A 17,534-nucleotide genomic window follows, 5' to 3' on the forward strand; every position below is an offset into this window, starting at 1 on the left:
TAAAAAGACCGTTCTGCATATGCAGAACGGTCCTCTTTGGACCAATGCTTATTTTTGGAAACCGTTCATTTGTTGTTGAGCCTGACGCACTAATCGCTTAGTAATTTCTCCGCCGACGGAACCGTTGGCACGCGATGAAGCATCTGGTCCAAGTTGTACTCCAAATTCAGAAGCAATTTCTTCTTTCATTTGGTTAAGTGCTTGTTGTACTCCTGGTACTAAAAGCTGGTTTGAGTTGTTGCCGTTGCTGTTGTTTGTCATGTCGTTGTCACCTCCTTGTGACTATAGAATGGTCACTTTTCGAAATTTCATGCAGGAGATTCGACAGGAAATATTTTCTTTAAAGCAAATCATTGAATTCCTCTTCGTTCTGTTCACTTGGAATGATCGTGATACGCTTGTTAACCGCTTCTTCCACCATAGCTTCAAAATTCTCGAAGCTTTCGTAATAACGTACTTTTTCTAATTGCGGTTTCGTTTTGGCGCTGGACGGCGCAAATATGGTACAGCAGTCTTCGTATGGACGGATTGATATCGGATACGTTCCGATTGTCTCTGCTATTTGAATAATCTCGAGCTTATCCATTGCAACGAGTGGACGCAACACCGGTGTAGACGTTACTTCATTAATAGCCGTTAAACTTTCTAATGTTTGACTGGCTACTTGACCAAGGCTTTCACCTGTAATCAGTCCAAGTGCATGTATTTCTTCGCGGACACGATCTGCAATTTGCATCATCATCCGTCTTGTCGTTGTCATCGATAAATTACTCGGTACTTGCTTAACAATCGCTTGCTGCAATTCTGTAAATGGAATAACATGCAAGCGGATAGTAGCTCCGAACTTCGTCAACTGACGTACAATATCTTCTACCTTTTGTTTTGCCAAGTCACTTGTGAATGGAGGGCTCGCAAAATGTATCGCGTCAAACGATACACCTCTTTTCATCATAAGATAGCCTGCAACCGGACTATCGATTCCGCCGGATAGCAATAAAAGCGAATGACCATTTGAACCGACCGGCATTCCTCCCGCTCCCTTATAAATATGAGAAGAGATATAAGCTGCACCGCGTTGTATTTCCACGTATAATAAAATTTCAGGTTTCTTCATTTTTACGATCAATTCAGGAAACGCGCGAAGTACATGTCCACCGAGTTCTTGTTGCAATTCTCCTGTGACGAGCGGGAAAGTTTTATCTGTTCGTTTCACTTCAACTTTAAACGTTTTACCCTCTGTTTCAGTATTGCCGATCACATCTAGTGATGTCTGCTTAATCGCTTCAAGTGTCGGTTCGCAAATCGCAATTGGACTGAAGGATTGGATTCCAAACACTGTTGGCAAAATCTCAATCGCTCGGATTAACTCCTCAGGACGCTCCGTATAAAGAAACATGCGATCTCGTTCTGCGCGCATTGTCAATGTCGTAAGTTCTTGCAAGGCAGCTTTAATATTTTCTTTTAATTTGCGGACGAATTTACTTTTATTCTTCCCTTTTAGAGACATTTCACCATATCTGATTAAAATGGTATTCCAATTCATTTTCCAATTCCCCTTTTCAGCAGCTGCATCAATTGACGTACAGCTTCCATTATCTGATGAATTTCATCTATTGTCTGATCTTTTCCGAAGCTGATACGGATTACACCCTTCTCGAAGCCTTTCGGCAAACGGATTGCCTCAATTACATGGCTCACGTCCGAATTTTTCGAAGAGCAGGCACTTGACGTTGAGACGATGATGTCTCGTTCTTGTAAAAAATTAACGACTACTTCTCCAGTAATATTTCTAAAAGCAACCGATAGTATATAGGGTACGCTCGAATTTGGCGCTAATACTTTGCAATCATCAAGCTCTGCAAAGAATTGTTGCAATTCATTTTTCCACCGTCTAAATTTTTCCAAATCCACTTCTTCCGCTTGCAAACGTGCGGCTTTTGCGAATGCGGCTGCATGCGGTACGGAAACTGTACCATTTCGCAAGGTCGCCTCCTGTCCACCACCAAATGAAATCGGCTGAAGCCTCAAATTTTTTCGAAAAGCTAAAAATCCACTGCCTTTAATTCCATAAATTTTATGAGCGGAAACTGTAATGAGATCTGGTCCATCCTGAAAATCAGCCGGCAATAACTTTCCGAAACTTTGGACACAGTCCGAATGAAAGACTGCACGCGATGTACTATGGATGATCCTAGCACTTTCCTCTATTGGTTGAATTGTACCAATTTCATTATTGACATGCATGATACTGACCATAATTGTATCATTTCGTAAAGTAGACTCGAGTTCTTTCAGTGAGATTCTTCCTTCTTCATCGACTTGTAAATAGTCGACAGTAAAGCCCTGTTCTTCTAAGTACTGAAATGTACGGAACACGGATGGGTGTTCTACTACTGTTGTGATCAAATGTCTGCCTTTATGCTGATTCGCTAAAACATATCCGACAATAGCAAGATTATTTGCTTCCGTTCCACCCGATGTAAAAACTCCTTCTGTGAGCCCTGTCCCAATGGTATCCAATAATTGTTTTCTTGCACGTTCCAGCAGCTTTTCTGTTTGTTTCCCTGCAGCGTGCAAAGATGCTGGGTTTGCAAAATAATTTGTAGAAACCTCTATAAATGTGCGCAGTACCCTTTCATCCGTTTTTGTCGTCGCACTGTGATCAAAATACACATTTCAAACCTTCCTTCTTAATCAGAATTAGCGAAACAAAGCCACCGGGCAAACCGGTGGCTTTGTCGGAATATAGTTACACTTTATGATGAAGCATTTCTTGAATTTTCTTCATGGCGCCCGGTTCGACGTCTTCAACAGCGGTAGCTGCCTCTTCCAAAGCTTTCATGTAGCGGAATTGCATAAAAGAATCTTCCGCTTGTACTAATTTCTGATGCACTTCTGGATGAGAAGCGCGATATCGATTGCCGTACTGAATAATTCGTTCGACTAACATCACATTTTCAATCAAATCTTCCGCTTTTTTGCATACATCATCGACAACAGTCGTTGCTTTTTGAATATACGACTCCACTAAAGCCATATTAAGCGGGACATCTTCCAAACTTTGTTTGACAAGAAAAATTTGTTCATCTGCTTCTTCCAACTGGATTTCCATTTCATCCGGAATACCAGGGATATTCGCACGATGCAAATTGCGATCCGCAGCCTGAAGTTGTTGCGACAATGCCAAAAGACGCGAACGTACTTGATTTTCATCGATTCTAAGATTTTTTATACGATTCGTAAATCTCTCTTGTTCTCCCGCCAACAGATCTAGTTCTTCTGCTATTTCCTGCAATTCTGTCTGTAGGCCGGAATAAGCGGATACATGATTATCCTGGCGTTCAATGAATACCTCGATACGTTTTGCCAACGCATTCAACTTTTTCATAGCATTTTGCGGAACTTGAGCTTCTTTTTCATCTAAACGATAACTTTGCTGTACAAAATTCACTTCACGTATCGTATCTTGAATCGTTCCTTGCAGCTCTTCAAATAAATCCAACACCGCTTCCCATCGGTCCTCAACATAATGTCGGGAACTCACTTCTTCCTCCAAGACATCATAGAAGGAGTCAATCCGATCGTGAAGCTCCGATACTTCTTGCCCAACTTCTTTCACTTGCAACTCAACAAGCTGTTGTCGAAGTTCGGTAAGGCGCTGTTCAATTTCGTCAAACTGCGAAGTTAGGTTGAGATGTCCCAAATAATAGGCTTGTTCTTCCATTTCTAAAATCCCGATGCGTAGTTCACGTAATGCAGCAGGTATTTTTGATTGTAACTCCGTCAGTAACGAAGGAATTTCATGGATAATATGAGATAGCCTATCTCCTTTAGATGCCAATGAAATAACGATTTCTCGGGCTTGTAGATAGTTCCCATTTGCGATCAAGGCATCGTATTCATCAAATCTCGGATTAAACGACTCCCATTCCTTCTCAAGTGGTTCAACGGCAGGCCCGTATGAGTGTTGATGTGCTAAGATTGCTTTTCTTGCCGCATAATGCTGCTCTTTAATCGTTTCCATTTCAATGCGATTTTTTTCTTCACTGCCAATCAACTCATTCAGTTCCTCAAGGATGGCATGCATTTCCTTTTCGCACTGAGACAAGATTTCTTGTATATGCTTTTCTGTTTCTGTTGCTTTTTTGAAATGGAATCGATCCACGTGATCTTCCACATCAAATAATAATGAATCCACTTTTGGAATACGATCATCAACGACTTCCGTCCAAGTGCTTCGCCAACGCTCGAACATCTCTTCCGTCTGGCCTGTCATATTCAATTGTTTCACTTTCGTCATTTCTTCAAATATCGGTTTATGTTGAATTTGTAATTTTTCTTGTTCCAATCTTCCAATTTCTTGTATATGCTTTCGCCTAAACAGAAATGCGATTACTGTCAGAACGATGACAATAATTAATGGAATGATGAAATATTTCATCGCATTATGATCCCCCTATCCCACACTTCGCGCATAAAGTCATTACTCTAGATATTATAGTATATCGTAACATGTTTAAAGCTTTTTCGTCTTGAATTAACATGTTTTTTGAGAAATAACAGATATTTTATCAATTAGACGCGGTTTTTAGAGGGAAATTCGGTAACTTTACTCTTCCTACTCTATGCATCTCGGTGTAATGGATCAGGTAATCGTCAAAAATCCTTCGGAGTTCAGCATTGCGGTAACATGATGCCTGAGAGCGAAAAACTCATATCGCTGATTCCCAATTTGAATGACAGTTCCTGGATGTGCTGTTCCAATCCGAATTTCTCCAACCTCATCAGTTTGGATATTCGTCTTCACGCCAGCAGCAGAACCTGTTTCATCTAGGTCAATATGTCTTCTGCCAATTACTTCGCCGCCACGACAAACACCTTTGATGGCAATGTCATGTAATGCAGTAATTGAACAGTTGTAGACACCTTTCGACATAATATGGATTTTCCCATTGCTATATAATATGCTATTCAGCGCAAAGGAGGCTTGCAATACCGATTCAGGCCGACTCTCTTCATTATATATTTGAAGCAACACGTCTGCATCGTCTATTAATTGTCGCAAATAAGAGATGGTTGTTTGTTCTTCTCTCAGCGGATCGGCAAATAATAGATACAGCCGCTCGGAAAGTTCCAGCCATTCTTTCTCCAATCGTCTCGAATGGTTCTTGACAACTTGAATAAACTGTTTGTTTAATTGCATGAAATCACTATATTTCTGTTCTAATAAAAGTTGAATCGCTTGTTTCAAAATAAATGGCGCTATTTCTTCCGCTTTCTCGCCACGTAATGTAAATATTTGAACAAGCGCCAATTCGATATTACATAAATAGGAAAGAACTTCTTCAAGATCTTTCAACAACATCGAAATCACTTTTTCCTGTATCCCAACCGTAACAGTGGAAGAAAAAATACTTCCTTTAATAAATACTGATTTTGTTCCTCGTATGGAAGCCTTCGTGCTGTTTTTTATGATCGTAATCGACCCAGACGCTGCGACAAACATTGAGGGATGTATACTGCCGCCAATCCAGACATCCCCATCAAAATAAATATTTCCGCTCTCCAAATTAACGTCAGCAGAATGTCTATATTCTCGATTAACATCTATTTTCACCAATTTCCCGCGCCATTCTATTACGGGTCTTCCATCAATTTTTGCATAAACTTTATTTTGAAAAACTTTCACATGCCGACCCGATCGCATTATGATTTCCTGCGGCGGTTTTACCGGCCTTTCTTCATCAAATAAACTCTTCCCCGCGATTCCTTCCACCGGTGGACTATATGTTGCGATCAACTGACCAGCTTGAACAGTAGGGATGGGATCTTGCTCCCGATAATCTACTCGTTCATGCTCCTCTGCTTGTTCTTTATCAAATTTTAAATGAATAACCAGCGCAGCATTTTTACTTTCAATTGGCGCAGTCCCTTTTGCCACGACGAATTCTTTAACTTCCAATGAATTTGCCGCTTCTTTTATAGCATCCATACATAAACCGTTCTCAATCCCCATTTTTCTCAGTTCATCCACAAAGCTCTCTGTTTTTAATTCGTTAAAGTTTTGCGTTTCTTCTGTTACTTGGATATTCAGAACCGTTTCCCACTGTGTATCCATCAATGTACGTGTAATCGTTTTTCCCGGTGTCACGATAGCCTTTGCGATCATGTCGTCATCCTTTAATTGAATGACGAACTGAGGATCTAGCTTTTCTGCTTTTGCTTTGCAAACGATTTGATCTGTGGGTAAAAGAATTGTACGCCGTGCCACAATATCATCGTTAATTCTTAATTCGGTCCCAGCGGACGGAATAATCATCGGATATTTCTGATCTTCAAAGTGCGCTTCCAGTTGTCCGTTGTGAATTCGTACGACAGATTGGTTTTCCATAATTTTTTCTTTCTTTTCTTCCACTTCTGTAACTGAGACTTCTGCTAAAACTTTTTTCAGTCTGAACATGGATGTTCCAGCAGGTCGATTTACTCGAACAGACACTTCATCCAATGTGAGCCCCAATACCTGAAGCGCTTGCTCCAACGCCTGCTCTACAGTCTCTGCTTGGATCGTAACAGACCTTTTCACACTCTCACCTCCAAATCAATAGTCCTTTATCTCCATTTCTATTATATCATAAAAAGAATCTTTTCTACTACTATTATCTCAAATTTCTGATTAATCGACTTTCAAAGACAAGAAATCAAACAGAATCACTCTTCCTCGTTCACATTATTAGGTCAGAGGTGCGGTACAGTATTTTTCATTCAGTTTCTGGTAAACTACTTAGTAGAAAGAGGTGGAATGAGTGGATTCTAAAGATCCTTTGCATGAAGACTTGGATGATGAAGAGCTACAAGAACTAGTGCTGGAAGCGCAACGTGAAGCGCTTGAAAAAGCAGCTACTGAAAAGAACGAACGCCGCGTATACCGCCCATTTCCAAAATGGATATTTTGGATCATGGCGACAACATTGGCAGTCAGCACATTCGCTATTGTATTTCAAATTTTTTCGATTCCAGCAATTGAATTTTTAAAGACCTCATCTGAACTCTCAAGAAACCCGCAAGTTGCTGCATATAAAGAAGCTGTTGTTGTCGTCTCAACCGGGGATGGTAAAGGGACTGGATTTTCTATTAGTGATAAAGGTACAATCCTTACAAATTATCACGTGATCGAAGGGAATGAATCGGTTATGGTCTTTTTCCCTGAGGGACAGCGATACTCTGCCACAGTCACTCGTACTTTCCCAGACATTGACCTCGCTATTTTAGAAGTGCGGGGAGAGGATCTTCCCTATTTAGTGTTGGCCGAACAAACCCATTTTGATGAACATGAAGCTATCACATTCATTGGCAACCCATTAAGTTTTTCAGGCATAGCCAATAAAGGGTATGTACTTGATTATATTCAATTGCCTGATTGGGACCGCCCTGTCGTGATGATCCGAGCACCAGTTTATCGCGGCAATAGCGGTAGTCCCGTGATCAATAATGAAGATGAAGTAATCGGTATTATTTTTGCTACTTTAAACGAAGACAACCATGGTAAAGTGGGGCTTTTCATTCCGATTGACGCCTACTATGAAGCATTGGATAATTTATGAGTATAAAAAAAGTCGGCAAAGGACTTGTCCTTCACCGACTTTTTATTTTTTTATCGTTTTGCTACGAGTAAAAGTCTGCCTTTATCAAGCTCGCTTTCGCCTTCTTGCGCTTCAGCTTCAGTCAATCCAACTGATTGCATTTCACTGCGTAATGTATCTCCACGAGAAGTAAACATATTCTTCATTTTATTAAGGAAGCCCATCTCCCCCATTCCCACTTGTTCAGAATCTAACGCATCTGCGATTTTGTCTTCGCGATCCTGATTGTGTGCGAATATATAAATATCGTCATGTGTGTAGCCTTGAGTCACTAGCTCTTCAATCTTCTTTTTTGCTTGTACTGCATTTTCTAAGAAAAACTTTTCCATTTGTAAAACCTCCAAATAATTGTTTTCCGCTCTATTCATCTATACCTATTCAGCCTGCCTTTCAAACTTCCTCTACACACTTCGCGACTTTGTACCCATTACCTTTTCACCTAACTAATATAAACTGCTCACTTCCTTTATAAGCAAAAAACCTCCATTTGTTTAGAGTACATTCGGACTATGCTATACTAACTCTATAATTTATTAGAAAATAATAGAAAAAGGATGGGAACATTATGTCGACAGATCGTTTGGAACAAGGTTTACGCAAAATCAAAGAATATGTTAGCGAGGAAGAAGCAGAACGGATGATGACGTCCGATACATTAAAAGATCTAGCACCTGATTTACGAAAGTACATCGTAGAGTTTGGTTATGGAGAAATCTATTCTAGGCCTGGATTAGATAGTAAACAGCGACAGTTGGTGACGCTTGCTTCTCTTGTGACGCAAGGTACAGAACCACAGATTAAGACACATGTAAAACGAGCATTGACGGTTGGTTTGACTAAAACAGAAATCGTCGAATGCATTATGCAACTAATACCTTACGTCGGCTTTCCGCGTGTTCAAAATGCTTTGTCTGCCGCAAAAGAACTTTTAGAAAATGAATAATTCTACAAAATGCCGGTCGAGAACATTTTCCCAACCGGCTTTTCATTACCATCTATAAATTGCCGCTATTCCGGTATCGACAGGCATTCGCTCTTCTGGCAAGACGACTACTTCCCCGCCGCTTTTAAAAACAATTTCAGCCAAGTCGTCCATCACATCATCAACAGCTGTATTCTTCAGGTTTTCTGTCTGAATTTCTCCTGTATCCAAATTAATTCTACCTGGGTACAAACGGCCGTCTTCTAACATAAGACGACTAATCCGATCTTCACTGGCGGCTTGAACAACTTGCTCTATTTTTTCAGAGCCTTGACCATTAGACCTTGCGTTCTCAAAACTATCTACTAGTTTCTTTGTTTTTTCTAAATAATTTGGTTCAATGCATTCCCATGCGGTTTTTCGTAATTGTTCTAAACTCAGTGCTTCAAAATCAGATTTGATTCCGATTTGCTGCAAGTGCGGGTTGTGGCTCAGTTCTTTAAAAGGCGTATGATACTCTGTCAACGTGACCAAATATAAAGGCAGTCCACTTGGTTTAGAGTAATGTTCTGCAATCGTTCGGTCGACATAGCGGAAGTAACGCTCAATATCTATATCGATTTCGTCTTTTTTACTTCCATGCCCATGCATCATTGCGGTTCCGGCAGCTCCGCTTGAATCACCTGCACCTAAGTATGATTCGGTCACTTGATCACCGATCGCTTCTGCTTTAGTTTTTGCCAATTCTTCAGGAATCTCCACTTCTTCTACACCATAGCGATTCCCTTCAAACAATTTAAACTGTTGTCGATTGACTCCTAACAAATGATAGCGATCCGCCGATTGGAATACTCGGATGAGCGGCTTGATATGAAAACTATTTGATACGATTGCCAATTCGGGAACAGGCCGCTGAAGTCTATAGGCAATACAGCGGTCTTTCGTTGCGAACAACGCTAGTCCATCCCCTGCATGTGCCCAGAACGGTCTCTCACCTTCAAGTTTTTCAAGTGGTGCAAGTAAGCTCTTCACCTCATTCACAGGATATTCTTTTACTAATTCTTCATGTACTTTTTGCAATAAATTTTTAAACCGTATTGGATCTTGCTGATTTTCAGGACGATAACGGTGGGTCGGTTGATAGATGGAGATACATAGCTCTGCTTGCTCCCTCAAAAATTCATGCGGAAATTCATTAACAATCTCTACGTTCATCCTAATCCCTCCAGTTCAAATTTTCCTACCTTTTAACAGCGCAGGCTCTAATTTATTTGTTCCCCTTTCATCTAAATGTAAACTCCGCTCATCTTGGCTATTTACAATTCAGTTGACATGTAATGGTACGTGGTATATAATAAGTATTTGGTATTGATAACTGATCTGACACAATAAATGGCGTTCTGCAGATGTTTTTCGGAACACTTATTCATCACTGGCGCGACTATAGGGTCGCAAGGACGCAAAAGTAGGTAGGGTTTGCGTTGCTTAAGTAAAACAACCAGTAGAACAACAACCGCGGCAAATACGGTTTATTCAGATTCTACATGATGTATAGAAACCAACACACTTATGATATAGAGAGATCCAACATAATAAACTGGTAAGTTATCAAAAGTAAGGGCTGCTTCCAAAAGAGGCAGCCCTTCCACAATTTTATACAGTAAACAGAACCGCCCGAAAAGTTTTTTTCACTTTGGGCGGTTTTTTGTGTAACGAAAAGGTTGCCACGGAAAGACCTTCCACGGCAACCTCTCTTCATTTCTTCATTAAATAGAGTGTAATGCTTGTTCGAGATCAGCTATCACATCATCCATATGTTCTAGTCCTACAGATAACCGAAGCAAGGAGTCCGTAACGCCCATTTTTTCTCGTTCTGCTTTTGGTATTCCTGAATGTGTCATTGTCGCGGGATGTTGCATCAATGTTTCCGCATCACCTAAACTAACGGCCAATTTCACAAGCTCCAGTTTATTCAGCAACTGCTGTGCTTCCTTTTTACCACCTTTAATCGTAAAGGAAATCAATCCTCCACCCATTTTCATTTGCTTCTTCGCAATCTCATACTGTGAATGTCGATCATCAAATGGATAAAAGACTTCTTCTACTTTCGGTTGTTTTTTCAGATAATCAAAGAGAATCTTGGCGTTGGCAGAATGTCTGTCCATACGCACAGGCAACGTTTTGATTCCCCGCAGCAATAACCAAGCATCAAATGGCGAAATCACGCCGCCATAATCTTTTTGAACAGTACTGCGAATAGTCGCTATTTCTTCTTGATCTTTCCCTACCAATAATCCTGCAATTACATCCCCATGACCATTCAAATATTTCGTTGCACTATGCAACACAAAGTCTACCCCGAATGTCAGAGGTGTTTGGATATAAGGCGAACAGAATGTATTGTCTACGATCACTTTCAAGCCATGACGTTTGGCAACATTGACGACAGCCTGCAAATCCACCAGCTCCATCGTCGGATTAATTGGAGTTTCTACATATATACATACCGTTTCAGGCTTTACCGCTTTTTCAATTTCTTCTTCTGTCGCCATGGAAATTAGATCATGTGTGATACTGTATTTTTCCTGCATTATTTTTAATAAACCAAAGGTACATCCATAAATTCCGCGAGAACAAAGCACATGATCATTCGCCTTTGTAACATGGACGAGCACTGCACTAACAGCTGCCATTCCCGATGTAAAAGCCAGTCCCGCTGAACCTTCTTCCATTCTGGCAATCCGTTCCTCCAGTACACCAACAGTCGGGTTTCCTAAACGTGAATAAATATTACCACTCTCTTCACCTGCAAATCGCCGCTCACCTTGCTCGGCCGAATCAAACACATAGGTTGCCGTTTGATATAAAGGTACAGCGAGACTACCTTGATGCTCTTTACTATTATACCCTTCATGAATCATTGCCGTTTCTTTATGCCAGTTGTTATTCTTTTGCATGTTGATTCCTCCTTCTACTACCTTATTCAATTAATCATATGAAAGCGTATTTTCGTTATACTATTTTCAGTGTAACGCGAATTCTCGAAAAGTAAAAGAATCGTTTCTCTAAACTTCCTCCATATGTATAAAGCTTGACCTAGGACTAATTAATTGGTATGCTATTTTTTGTGTAAAATAGTTGCAGCAGTTATGTGTTCCATTGTGTCCAGTCTATTCCTTTATAAAGGTGTATCGCGTAACCTCGGGGCTGCAGAGGCGAAGATGCAAGATAATAGAATGGCAAATGGATTGAACATATCTGGTCTTATTTTACAACAAAATAAAACCAACAGAGGAGGAGTCTCTCATGGCTCGATATACAGGTCCATCATGGAAACTGTCACGCCGTCTTGGTATCTCACTAACCGGCACAGGTAAAGAAATTGAAAAGCGTCCATACGCACCAGGACAACACGGTCCTAACCAACGTAAAAAACTTTCCGAATACGGAATGCAATTACAAGAAAAACAAAAACTACGTTTCATGTACGGTGTAAACGAACGTCAATTCCGCACGCTTTTCAACAAAGCAGGGAAAATGCAGGGAATTCACGGTGAAAACTTCATGATTCTTCTTGAAACTCGTTTAGATAACGTTGTATACCGCATGGGTCTTGCTCGCACTCGTCGCGCAGCTCGCCAATTGGTCAACCACGGTCACGTACTAGTAGACGGCAAACGCGTAGATATCCCATCTTTCGCTGTAAAACCAGGTTCTGAAATCTCTCTTCGCGAGAAATCTCAAAACTTAACTGCTGTTGAAGAAGCGCTAGAAGTGAGCAGCTTTGTTCCTGACTATGTGACTTTCGACAAAGATTCTAAAAAAGGCACGTTCGTTCGCCTTCCAGAGCGCAGCGAATTGGCTGCTGAAATCAACGAAGCATTGATCGTTGAATTCTACTCTCGTTAATTAGTTTGCATTGCAAACCATGGTATTAGAAGCCTTAGAAACCTTGTTAAATCAAGGTTCTGGGCTTCTTTTCATTTATTCATGTAAGTATTATAATGCACGTTAAAGTATATAGTTGGGGCTAATAAAAAACAGCATAGGCGGCTAATATACCGATTATTTATGGACCACTCAAAATAGAGTGGTCTTTTTATTCACCACAATAACCAATCCTCAATTATCGGTTTACTCTCGCTAATTAGAACGCTTAGTAAACGACAGTATTCAAAACCCCCGAAGCTGCTTATGAACTGCACCCCAATTGTTAGACACAATCTAACAATTGAAGGTGCAGTTTTTCTATGGCTAAATTTACTGCAGAAGATAAATTACAAGCAGTTAATCAGTACTTAAACGGAAGTGAGAGTTCTCGTGAAATAGCTAAATCTTTAGGAACTGATCATAAAGCGATTCTTAAATGGGTCAAACAATATGAGTACAATGGTGTCGAAGCATTCATAAAACGATGTACAAATTACACCCAACAGTTTAGACTGGACGTACTAAATTTTATGGTTGGAAATGGTACGTCCTTGAATGAAACTGCAGCTATTTTCAAAATAACTTCTCCTTCAACGATTCGTGTTTGGAAAAGACAATTTAAAACACAAGGAATTGATGCCCTTCAGCCAAAACAAAAGGGGCGTCCATCCATGAAAAAAGAGTCACATCCATCATCAAAACCATCCGCTACTGAAAGATCAACGGAAGTGCTTGAAGCGCGCATTAAACAGCTTGAGATGGAAAACGAGTATTCAAAAAAGTTGAGTATCTTAGTTCAAAACAAGGAAAAATCACCAAACAAGACAAGCACAAGTAGTCTATGAGTTAAGGCATAAATATCCGGTGAAAGCACTCGTGAAGCTTGCTGGCATTCCACGCTGCACATATTATGATTTAGTGAAACGAATGAATCAGCCTGATCCAGATGCTGATTTAAAAGTTGAAATCAAAGCGAGTTATGAAGAACATGAGGGACGTTACGGTTACCGTCGTATTCGTGATGAGCTAGCGAATCGTGGAAAGAAAGTTAATCATAAGAAGGTTCAACGCATCATGAAAGAGTTAGGTTAAAGTGCTTGGTACGTATGAAAAAGTATAAATCATATAAAGGTACGGTTGGTAAAATAGCGCCCAATATTTTAGACCGCAATTTTACCGCAGATACCCCAAATAAAAAATGGGTAACCGACATTACGGAATTTAAATTATTTGGCGAGGAACTCTATTTATCGCCTGTTTTAGACTTATTTAATGGAGAAATTATTACGTATACAATAGGCTCTAGACCTACGTATTCACTTGTTTCAGATATGTTGGAGAACGCTCTAGAACGCTTGCCAGAGGATCACCAGCTAATGATGCATCCGGATCAAGGTTGGCATTATCAAATGAAACAATATCGTCACACCCTTGAAGCAAGAGGTATCGTCCAAAGCATGTCTCGTAAGGGCAACTGTTACGACAACGCGATGATAGAGAATTTCTTTGGGATTATGAAGTCGGAATTCCTCTACTTAAAAGAATTTGAAAGTGTAGAACAATTTAAAATAGAACTAGAAAAATATATCAATTATTATAATACGAAACGGATGAAGGCAAAATTAAAAATGAGTCCGGTGCAATACCGAACTCATTTTACTCAAGTCGCCTGATGAAATTAATCAGATCACCAGGCTTTCTCTGTGGCATATGGGAACGGCTGCTAATATATATTATCAATCAGAAATATTCGTTTGGAATTTCGTAGAAAGCAATATGCGCGAAATGAGTTCTCTTCCACTTGTAACACGCGGATTCGTCTTTTACTGATCGAACCATCCTTGGCCATATACATAACCTCTAATATTTCTCCATACTTTACCTACTTCTCTAATATTTTACGCACACTCGTCCCCCCCTTTTTCTCATTATATCGAATGAATGTTCGTATGCCAATGGTATGTATTGTAATTATTAAAAGTGGACATAATGAGTATGAGGTGATGAATGATGCAAATCATATTGGTGAAACATAACGTTAAAGGGGTGTAATCATGCTTTCAGAGAGAGTTGAGTTTGGTGACAAGGGGTCAAGTAATGAATTGAAAATGTTAATGGAACTTTTAAAATCTGGATCTATAGATGAACAACGTATGCTTGCACAAACACTATTAGAATTGGGAGATAGGCATAATACAAAAAGAGAGCCGCTTTCTAATTAGCGGCTCAATAAATTAAAATTTATTATTCATTATCCATTTTAGGATTTTGTGCATGAAGCTTCCAGTATAGTTCTACAAGCTGTTTTTCATATTTAAAGTGCAACTCGTAAAAATACATATGCCATCGTGGATCGATATGTTCGTAGTATTTGGCTAAAGTACCGTACAAACTGGTCTTCTGAAGAAGGTCTGCTAAACGCGGGTCCATTTATTCTCTCCTTTTTCTTATCAATATGATAATGTATTCTCTAAACTGGGTACTGACCGGGCAAATAAAAAAAGCGACTCCGTCTGAATGGATAGAGTCGCTTATGTTATGGGTATTTTGCATTTTTCAGATATTCCGTCGTTTCTATTTCTGCGCCATTTTCATAAGCAGCACCGAAGAAACGTTCTTTTGAAAAATAATGGTATTCGTATGTTCTTTCCGGTTATTCCTTAAAAAATACACGCGTGTAAAATTTACCCATTTAAGCTTGTATAATTATTATCCCAAGTTATCTTTAATAAAGTTCCTGTTTTATATTTAAGAAGCTTTTTCACAATTTTATCTATATGGATCATTTATAATAACTTTCCTTAGTCTATTATGGCGCTGCTGGAACTATATAAGCACCTGTTTTACTGTAATGTATAATTCCTTGGTTTGTAGGATGGTAATGCTTTGTTGTTGGATTGTAATAATCTCCAATTGATTTTCCTAAATCTACTCTTTCTTTATTTTCATTAATCATTTTTCCTTTTCCAGCATATGATTTTAATAATGCATTAGCGTCAGCTCTTAAAACACTTCTTCCTGGTATGAAATTACTGTGACCTATTATGTGTTTACCTTGTTTTCCAGAATGAATAATAAGTTTATGAGTAGTGACTAATGAGTTGCCTCTAAAAACTTTTAATAATCTTGAACCACCTTGAATAACAACTCTTGCAATTAAGCCTAAAAACATAGGTTGTACTTCAAATCCATTTTCGTCATACTGTAGATTTTCGATAGGTTTTTGATCAGAAGCTGTTGTTTGTGCTAAAGCTATACTTGGAGAAATCATATTTAAAAATAGTGTGAAAGATAACAACAACACAAAAGGTTTTAGATATTTTTTACTTATTCTGATCATTTTAAATCCCTTCCAATATTTTGTATTCGAGGTTAATCAAAGCATAATAAAAGAATAAATAAACAAATAAATAAAAGTAAAAAAGAAAAGATGGAGAGTTAGACAGATTTAAAAGAAGAATGAAGATGAGTACACCCATTTGCTTCAGTCAGTTTAGAAAAGTTCAACCTACGGTAGTAAGCTGCGTGAACTCACACCTGAAGAATTAGAACTGTATAATGAGCGAGCAAAATTCATTGAAGAGGGTGAAGATATTTACTAAAGAATTGATATCAGTGCGGGAAAAAAGTAAAACATCCCCGTGAAAGGGGTAATATCACGGCTCCTTTAATGGTTCCCCTCAAGTATAGCAAGTTCGTATATCATAGCATATATCATGAATCTTTTTGAATACGATCAGAAATCTTCTTTTTGGCAAGGCGTATAGACTGTTGGACCATGCTTTTACTGACACCTAAACCCTCTCCTATGTCACTCATGCTTTTCTTCTGCCCCTTGTGCAACAGGCAGCACTGACGCTCTCTCAACGAAAAGGAGGAAAGTATGTCAGCGAGTATTATCTTTTCTTCCCTGGTCATGAATAAATGCTTTTTGTTTATGTCATTTTCTTCACGTAGTTGCGCTTCCAAATCAGGCAGCCAATCCATATTTTCGTAGGATCTTTTTTGATAAACATTACTTTCTTCCGCTCCCCGATAAGTCCCTGGTTGACGTCCTGTTTCCATCCATTCCAGAGAGTAAGACATGAATTTAATCATAGAGTTGAAATGCTTCAGATCCTCCATCTCAATCGGATTGTTTCTATCCAGCAGATCCGCCCAATCCAGCATGTTGTATCCCCCATCCTATCGTTGTCTAAATGTTCAGCCCTTTTTCCGTCCATACGTCGGCATGTTCGAACCCATCAATTTCCTCCAATCCCGCTCGCTCAACCGCTCGTTTCTCTTCTTGCTTGTCCTAGTATCCTTTTTCACTTTCGCTTGTTTGACCAGCTGCACGAGTCCTTTTTCAATGAGTTGTTCTTTTAAAGTTTTGTTCATTTCCCCACTCCTTTCATAAATGTTGCCAAAACTATCGTTTTTGGGTAAAAAAGTCCCAGAGAGCAGTTTCCCTTGTGCAACAAATAAAAAGGACACCAAACAACAGCGTTACGCCGTTCCTCAGTGTCCCTGGTTGTTCCAGTAGACTTATTTAGTTATGCATATCCTTTCATAGTCCTGCGTTTGTACCAACCAGATATGAAAAGCTTTGATATACTGCCGTCTAAAGCATTGCAAATTACATACTTCAAAGAAATCAATAGCTTGTAAAACTAATTTTGCTTTATATCACTTATCAAAGACTCACTAAACTTGACTGATTCTTCCCACTGGGGAAAATGACTTGAATTTTCGAACCAAATAAGTTTTTTTGTCGTTTTTATTGTGTGATAGTAATCCTCTACTAACGCGGAAGAAACATGCCTATCATGACGCCCCTCAAAAAACGTAACAGGGACATCGAAACTCTTGTATTCACTAAAATCTATTTTCATGAGCTCTTGCCACAAATATTGTATTGATTGTAGACTCCCTTTTTCACGATTAATTAAATCTTTAAATGTGTACTTTGATGAAAAAACGAAATCCCTTACCAGTTGGTTATAATTGCTTTTACCATATAAAGAACGTCTGTATCGTACCACTAATTTAGTAATAAATAA

16 protein-coding genes and 1 pseudogene are annotated in these 17,534 nt (G+C 39.3%); 5 read left to right on the plus strand and 12 right to left on the minus strand.

All coding sequences use genetic code 11. The annotated features are described in order from the left end of the window. Window positions 1-48 precede the first annotated feature (48 nt). The 5 genes from B5D59_RS03800 to B5D59_RS03820 form a co-directional block, all read right to left on the minus strand. Window positions 49-261 carry an alpha/beta-type small acid-soluble spore protein gene (locus B5D59_RS03800; RefSeq protein WP_078816891.1) on the minus strand — a complete coding sequence of 71 codons (213 nt, stop codon included), beginning with the start codon at window positions 259-261 and terminating at the stop codon, window positions 49-51. A gap of 79 nt (window positions 262-340) precedes the next feature. After that, on the minus strand, window positions 341-1,543 hold the full coding sequence (thiI, locus tag B5D59_RS03805; RefSeq protein WP_078816892.1) for a tRNA uracil 4-sulfurtransferase ThiI: 1,203 nt from the start codon (window positions 1,541-1,543) through the stop codon (window positions 341-343). Beyond that, window positions 1,540-2,673: a cysteine desulfurase family protein gene (locus B5D59_RS03810; RefSeq protein ID WP_078816893.1), complete on the minus strand. Its 1,134-nt coding sequence runs from the start codon at window positions 2,671-2,673 to the stop codon at window positions 1,540-1,542. The genes thiI and B5D59_RS03810 overlap by 4 nt, the downstream gene beginning before the upstream one ends. Before the next feature lie 76 nt (window positions 2,674-2,749). Beyond that, a complete protein-coding gene (ezrA, locus tag B5D59_RS03815; RefSeq protein WP_078816894.1) occupies window positions 2,750-4,441 on the minus strand; it encodes a septation ring formation regulator EzrA in 1,692 nt (563 codons plus the stop codon). A 204-nt stretch (window positions 4,442-4,645) separates the two neighbouring features. Next, complete coding sequence (locus B5D59_RS03820) at window positions 4,646-6,583, minus strand: flagellar assembly protein A (RefSeq protein WP_078816895.1); 1,938 nt, start codon at window positions 6,581-6,583, stop codon at window positions 4,646-4,648. A 220-nt stretch (window positions 6,584-6,803) separates the two neighbouring features. On the opposite strand from B5D59_RS03820, the gene B5D59_RS03825 reads away from it, so the two are divergent. Further along, on the plus strand, window positions 6,804-7,601 hold the full coding sequence (locus B5D59_RS03825; RefSeq protein ID WP_078816896.1) for a S1C family serine protease: 798 nt from the start codon (window positions 6,804-6,806) through the stop codon (window positions 7,599-7,601). Between the two features lie 50 nt (window positions 7,602-7,651). On the opposite strand, the gene B5D59_RS03830 is transcribed toward B5D59_RS03825, so the two are convergent. Next, window positions 7,652-7,969 (minus strand): YflT domain-containing protein, encoded by a 318-nt coding sequence (locus B5D59_RS03830; protein ID WP_245799438.1) that lies wholly within the window; start codon window positions 7,967-7,969, stop codon window positions 7,652-7,654. 236 nt (window positions 7,970-8,205) lie between these two features. On the opposite strand from B5D59_RS03830, the gene B5D59_RS03835 reads away from it, so the two are divergent. Then, a complete protein-coding gene (locus B5D59_RS03835) occupies window positions 8,206-8,583 on the plus strand; it encodes a carboxymuconolactone decarboxylase family protein (protein WP_078816898.1) in 378 nt (125 codons plus the stop codon). A 45-nt stretch (window positions 8,584-8,628) separates the two neighbouring features. On the opposite strand, the gene B5D59_RS03840 is transcribed toward B5D59_RS03835, so the two are convergent. Together B5D59_RS03840 and megL are read right to left on the minus strand one after the other, a co-directional pair. Then, the gene (locus tag B5D59_RS03840; RefSeq protein WP_078816899.1) at window positions 8,629-9,777 is read right to left on the minus strand and encodes a baeRF3 domain-containing protein; all 1,149 of its coding nucleotides are present in this window, start codon (window positions 9,775-9,777) and stop codon (window positions 8,629-8,631) included. 551 nt (window positions 9,778-10,328) lie between these two features. Continuing rightward, window positions 10,329-11,519 (minus strand): methionine gamma-lyase, encoded by a 1,191-nt coding sequence (megL, locus tag B5D59_RS03845; protein ID WP_078816900.1) that lies wholly within the window; start codon window positions 11,517-11,519, stop codon window positions 10,329-10,331. A 349-nt stretch (window positions 11,520-11,868) separates the two neighbouring features. Between megL and rpsD the strand changes: the two genes are divergently transcribed. The 3 genes and pseudogenes from rpsD to B5D59_RS18135 all read left to right on the plus strand — a co-directional run bounded on the left by rpsD (window position 11,869) and on the right by B5D59_RS18135 (window position 14,714). After that, a complete protein-coding gene (gene rpsD / locus B5D59_RS03850) occupies window positions 11,869-12,471 on the plus strand; it encodes a 30S ribosomal protein S4 (protein ID WP_078816901.1) in 603 nt (200 codons plus the stop codon). A 341-nt stretch (window positions 12,472-12,812) separates the two neighbouring features. Continuing rightward, a pseudogene (locus tag B5D59_RS03855) lies at window positions 12,813-14,165 on the plus strand (IS3 family transposase). A 381-nt stretch (window positions 14,166-14,546) separates the two neighbouring features. Next, the gene (locus B5D59_RS18135; protein ID WP_176132484.1) at window positions 14,547-14,714 is read left to right on the plus strand and encodes a hypothetical protein; all 168 of its coding nucleotides are present in this window, start codon (window positions 14,547-14,549) and stop codon (window positions 14,712-14,714) included. Window positions 14,715-14,736: 22 nt separating this feature from the next. Here the strand turns inward: B5D59_RS18135 and B5D59_RS03865 are convergent, their stop codons facing one another. The 4 genes from B5D59_RS03865 to B5D59_RS18140 form a co-directional block, all read right to left on the minus strand. Further along, window positions 14,737-14,922: a hypothetical protein gene (locus B5D59_RS03865; RefSeq protein ID WP_078816902.1), complete on the minus strand. Its 186-nt coding sequence runs from the start codon at window positions 14,920-14,922 to the stop codon at window positions 14,737-14,739. Between the two features lie 379 nt (window positions 14,923-15,301). Continuing rightward, window positions 15,302-15,832, minus strand: a complete 531-nt coding sequence (locus tag B5D59_RS03870; protein WP_078816903.1) for a polymorphic toxin type 50 domain-containing protein — start codon at window positions 15,830-15,832, stop codon at window positions 15,302-15,304. Window positions 15,833-16,206: 374 nt separating this feature from the next. Next, complete coding sequence (locus B5D59_RS03875) at window positions 16,207-16,662, minus strand: hypothetical protein (protein WP_078816904.1); 456 nt, start codon at window positions 16,660-16,662, stop codon at window positions 16,207-16,209. Between the two features lie 33 nt (window positions 16,663-16,695). Then, on the minus strand, window positions 16,696-16,872 hold the full coding sequence (locus B5D59_RS18140) for a hypothetical protein (protein ID WP_176132457.1): 177 nt from the start codon (window positions 16,870-16,872) through the stop codon (window positions 16,696-16,698). Between the last annotated feature and the right edge of the window lie 662 nt (window positions 16,873-17,534).

This window comes from Sporosarcina newyorkensis (genome assembly GCF_900167515.1).
GTDB classification, from domain to species: domain Bacteria; phylum Bacillota; class Bacilli; order Bacillales_A; family Planococcaceae; genus Sporosarcina; species Sporosarcina newyorkensis.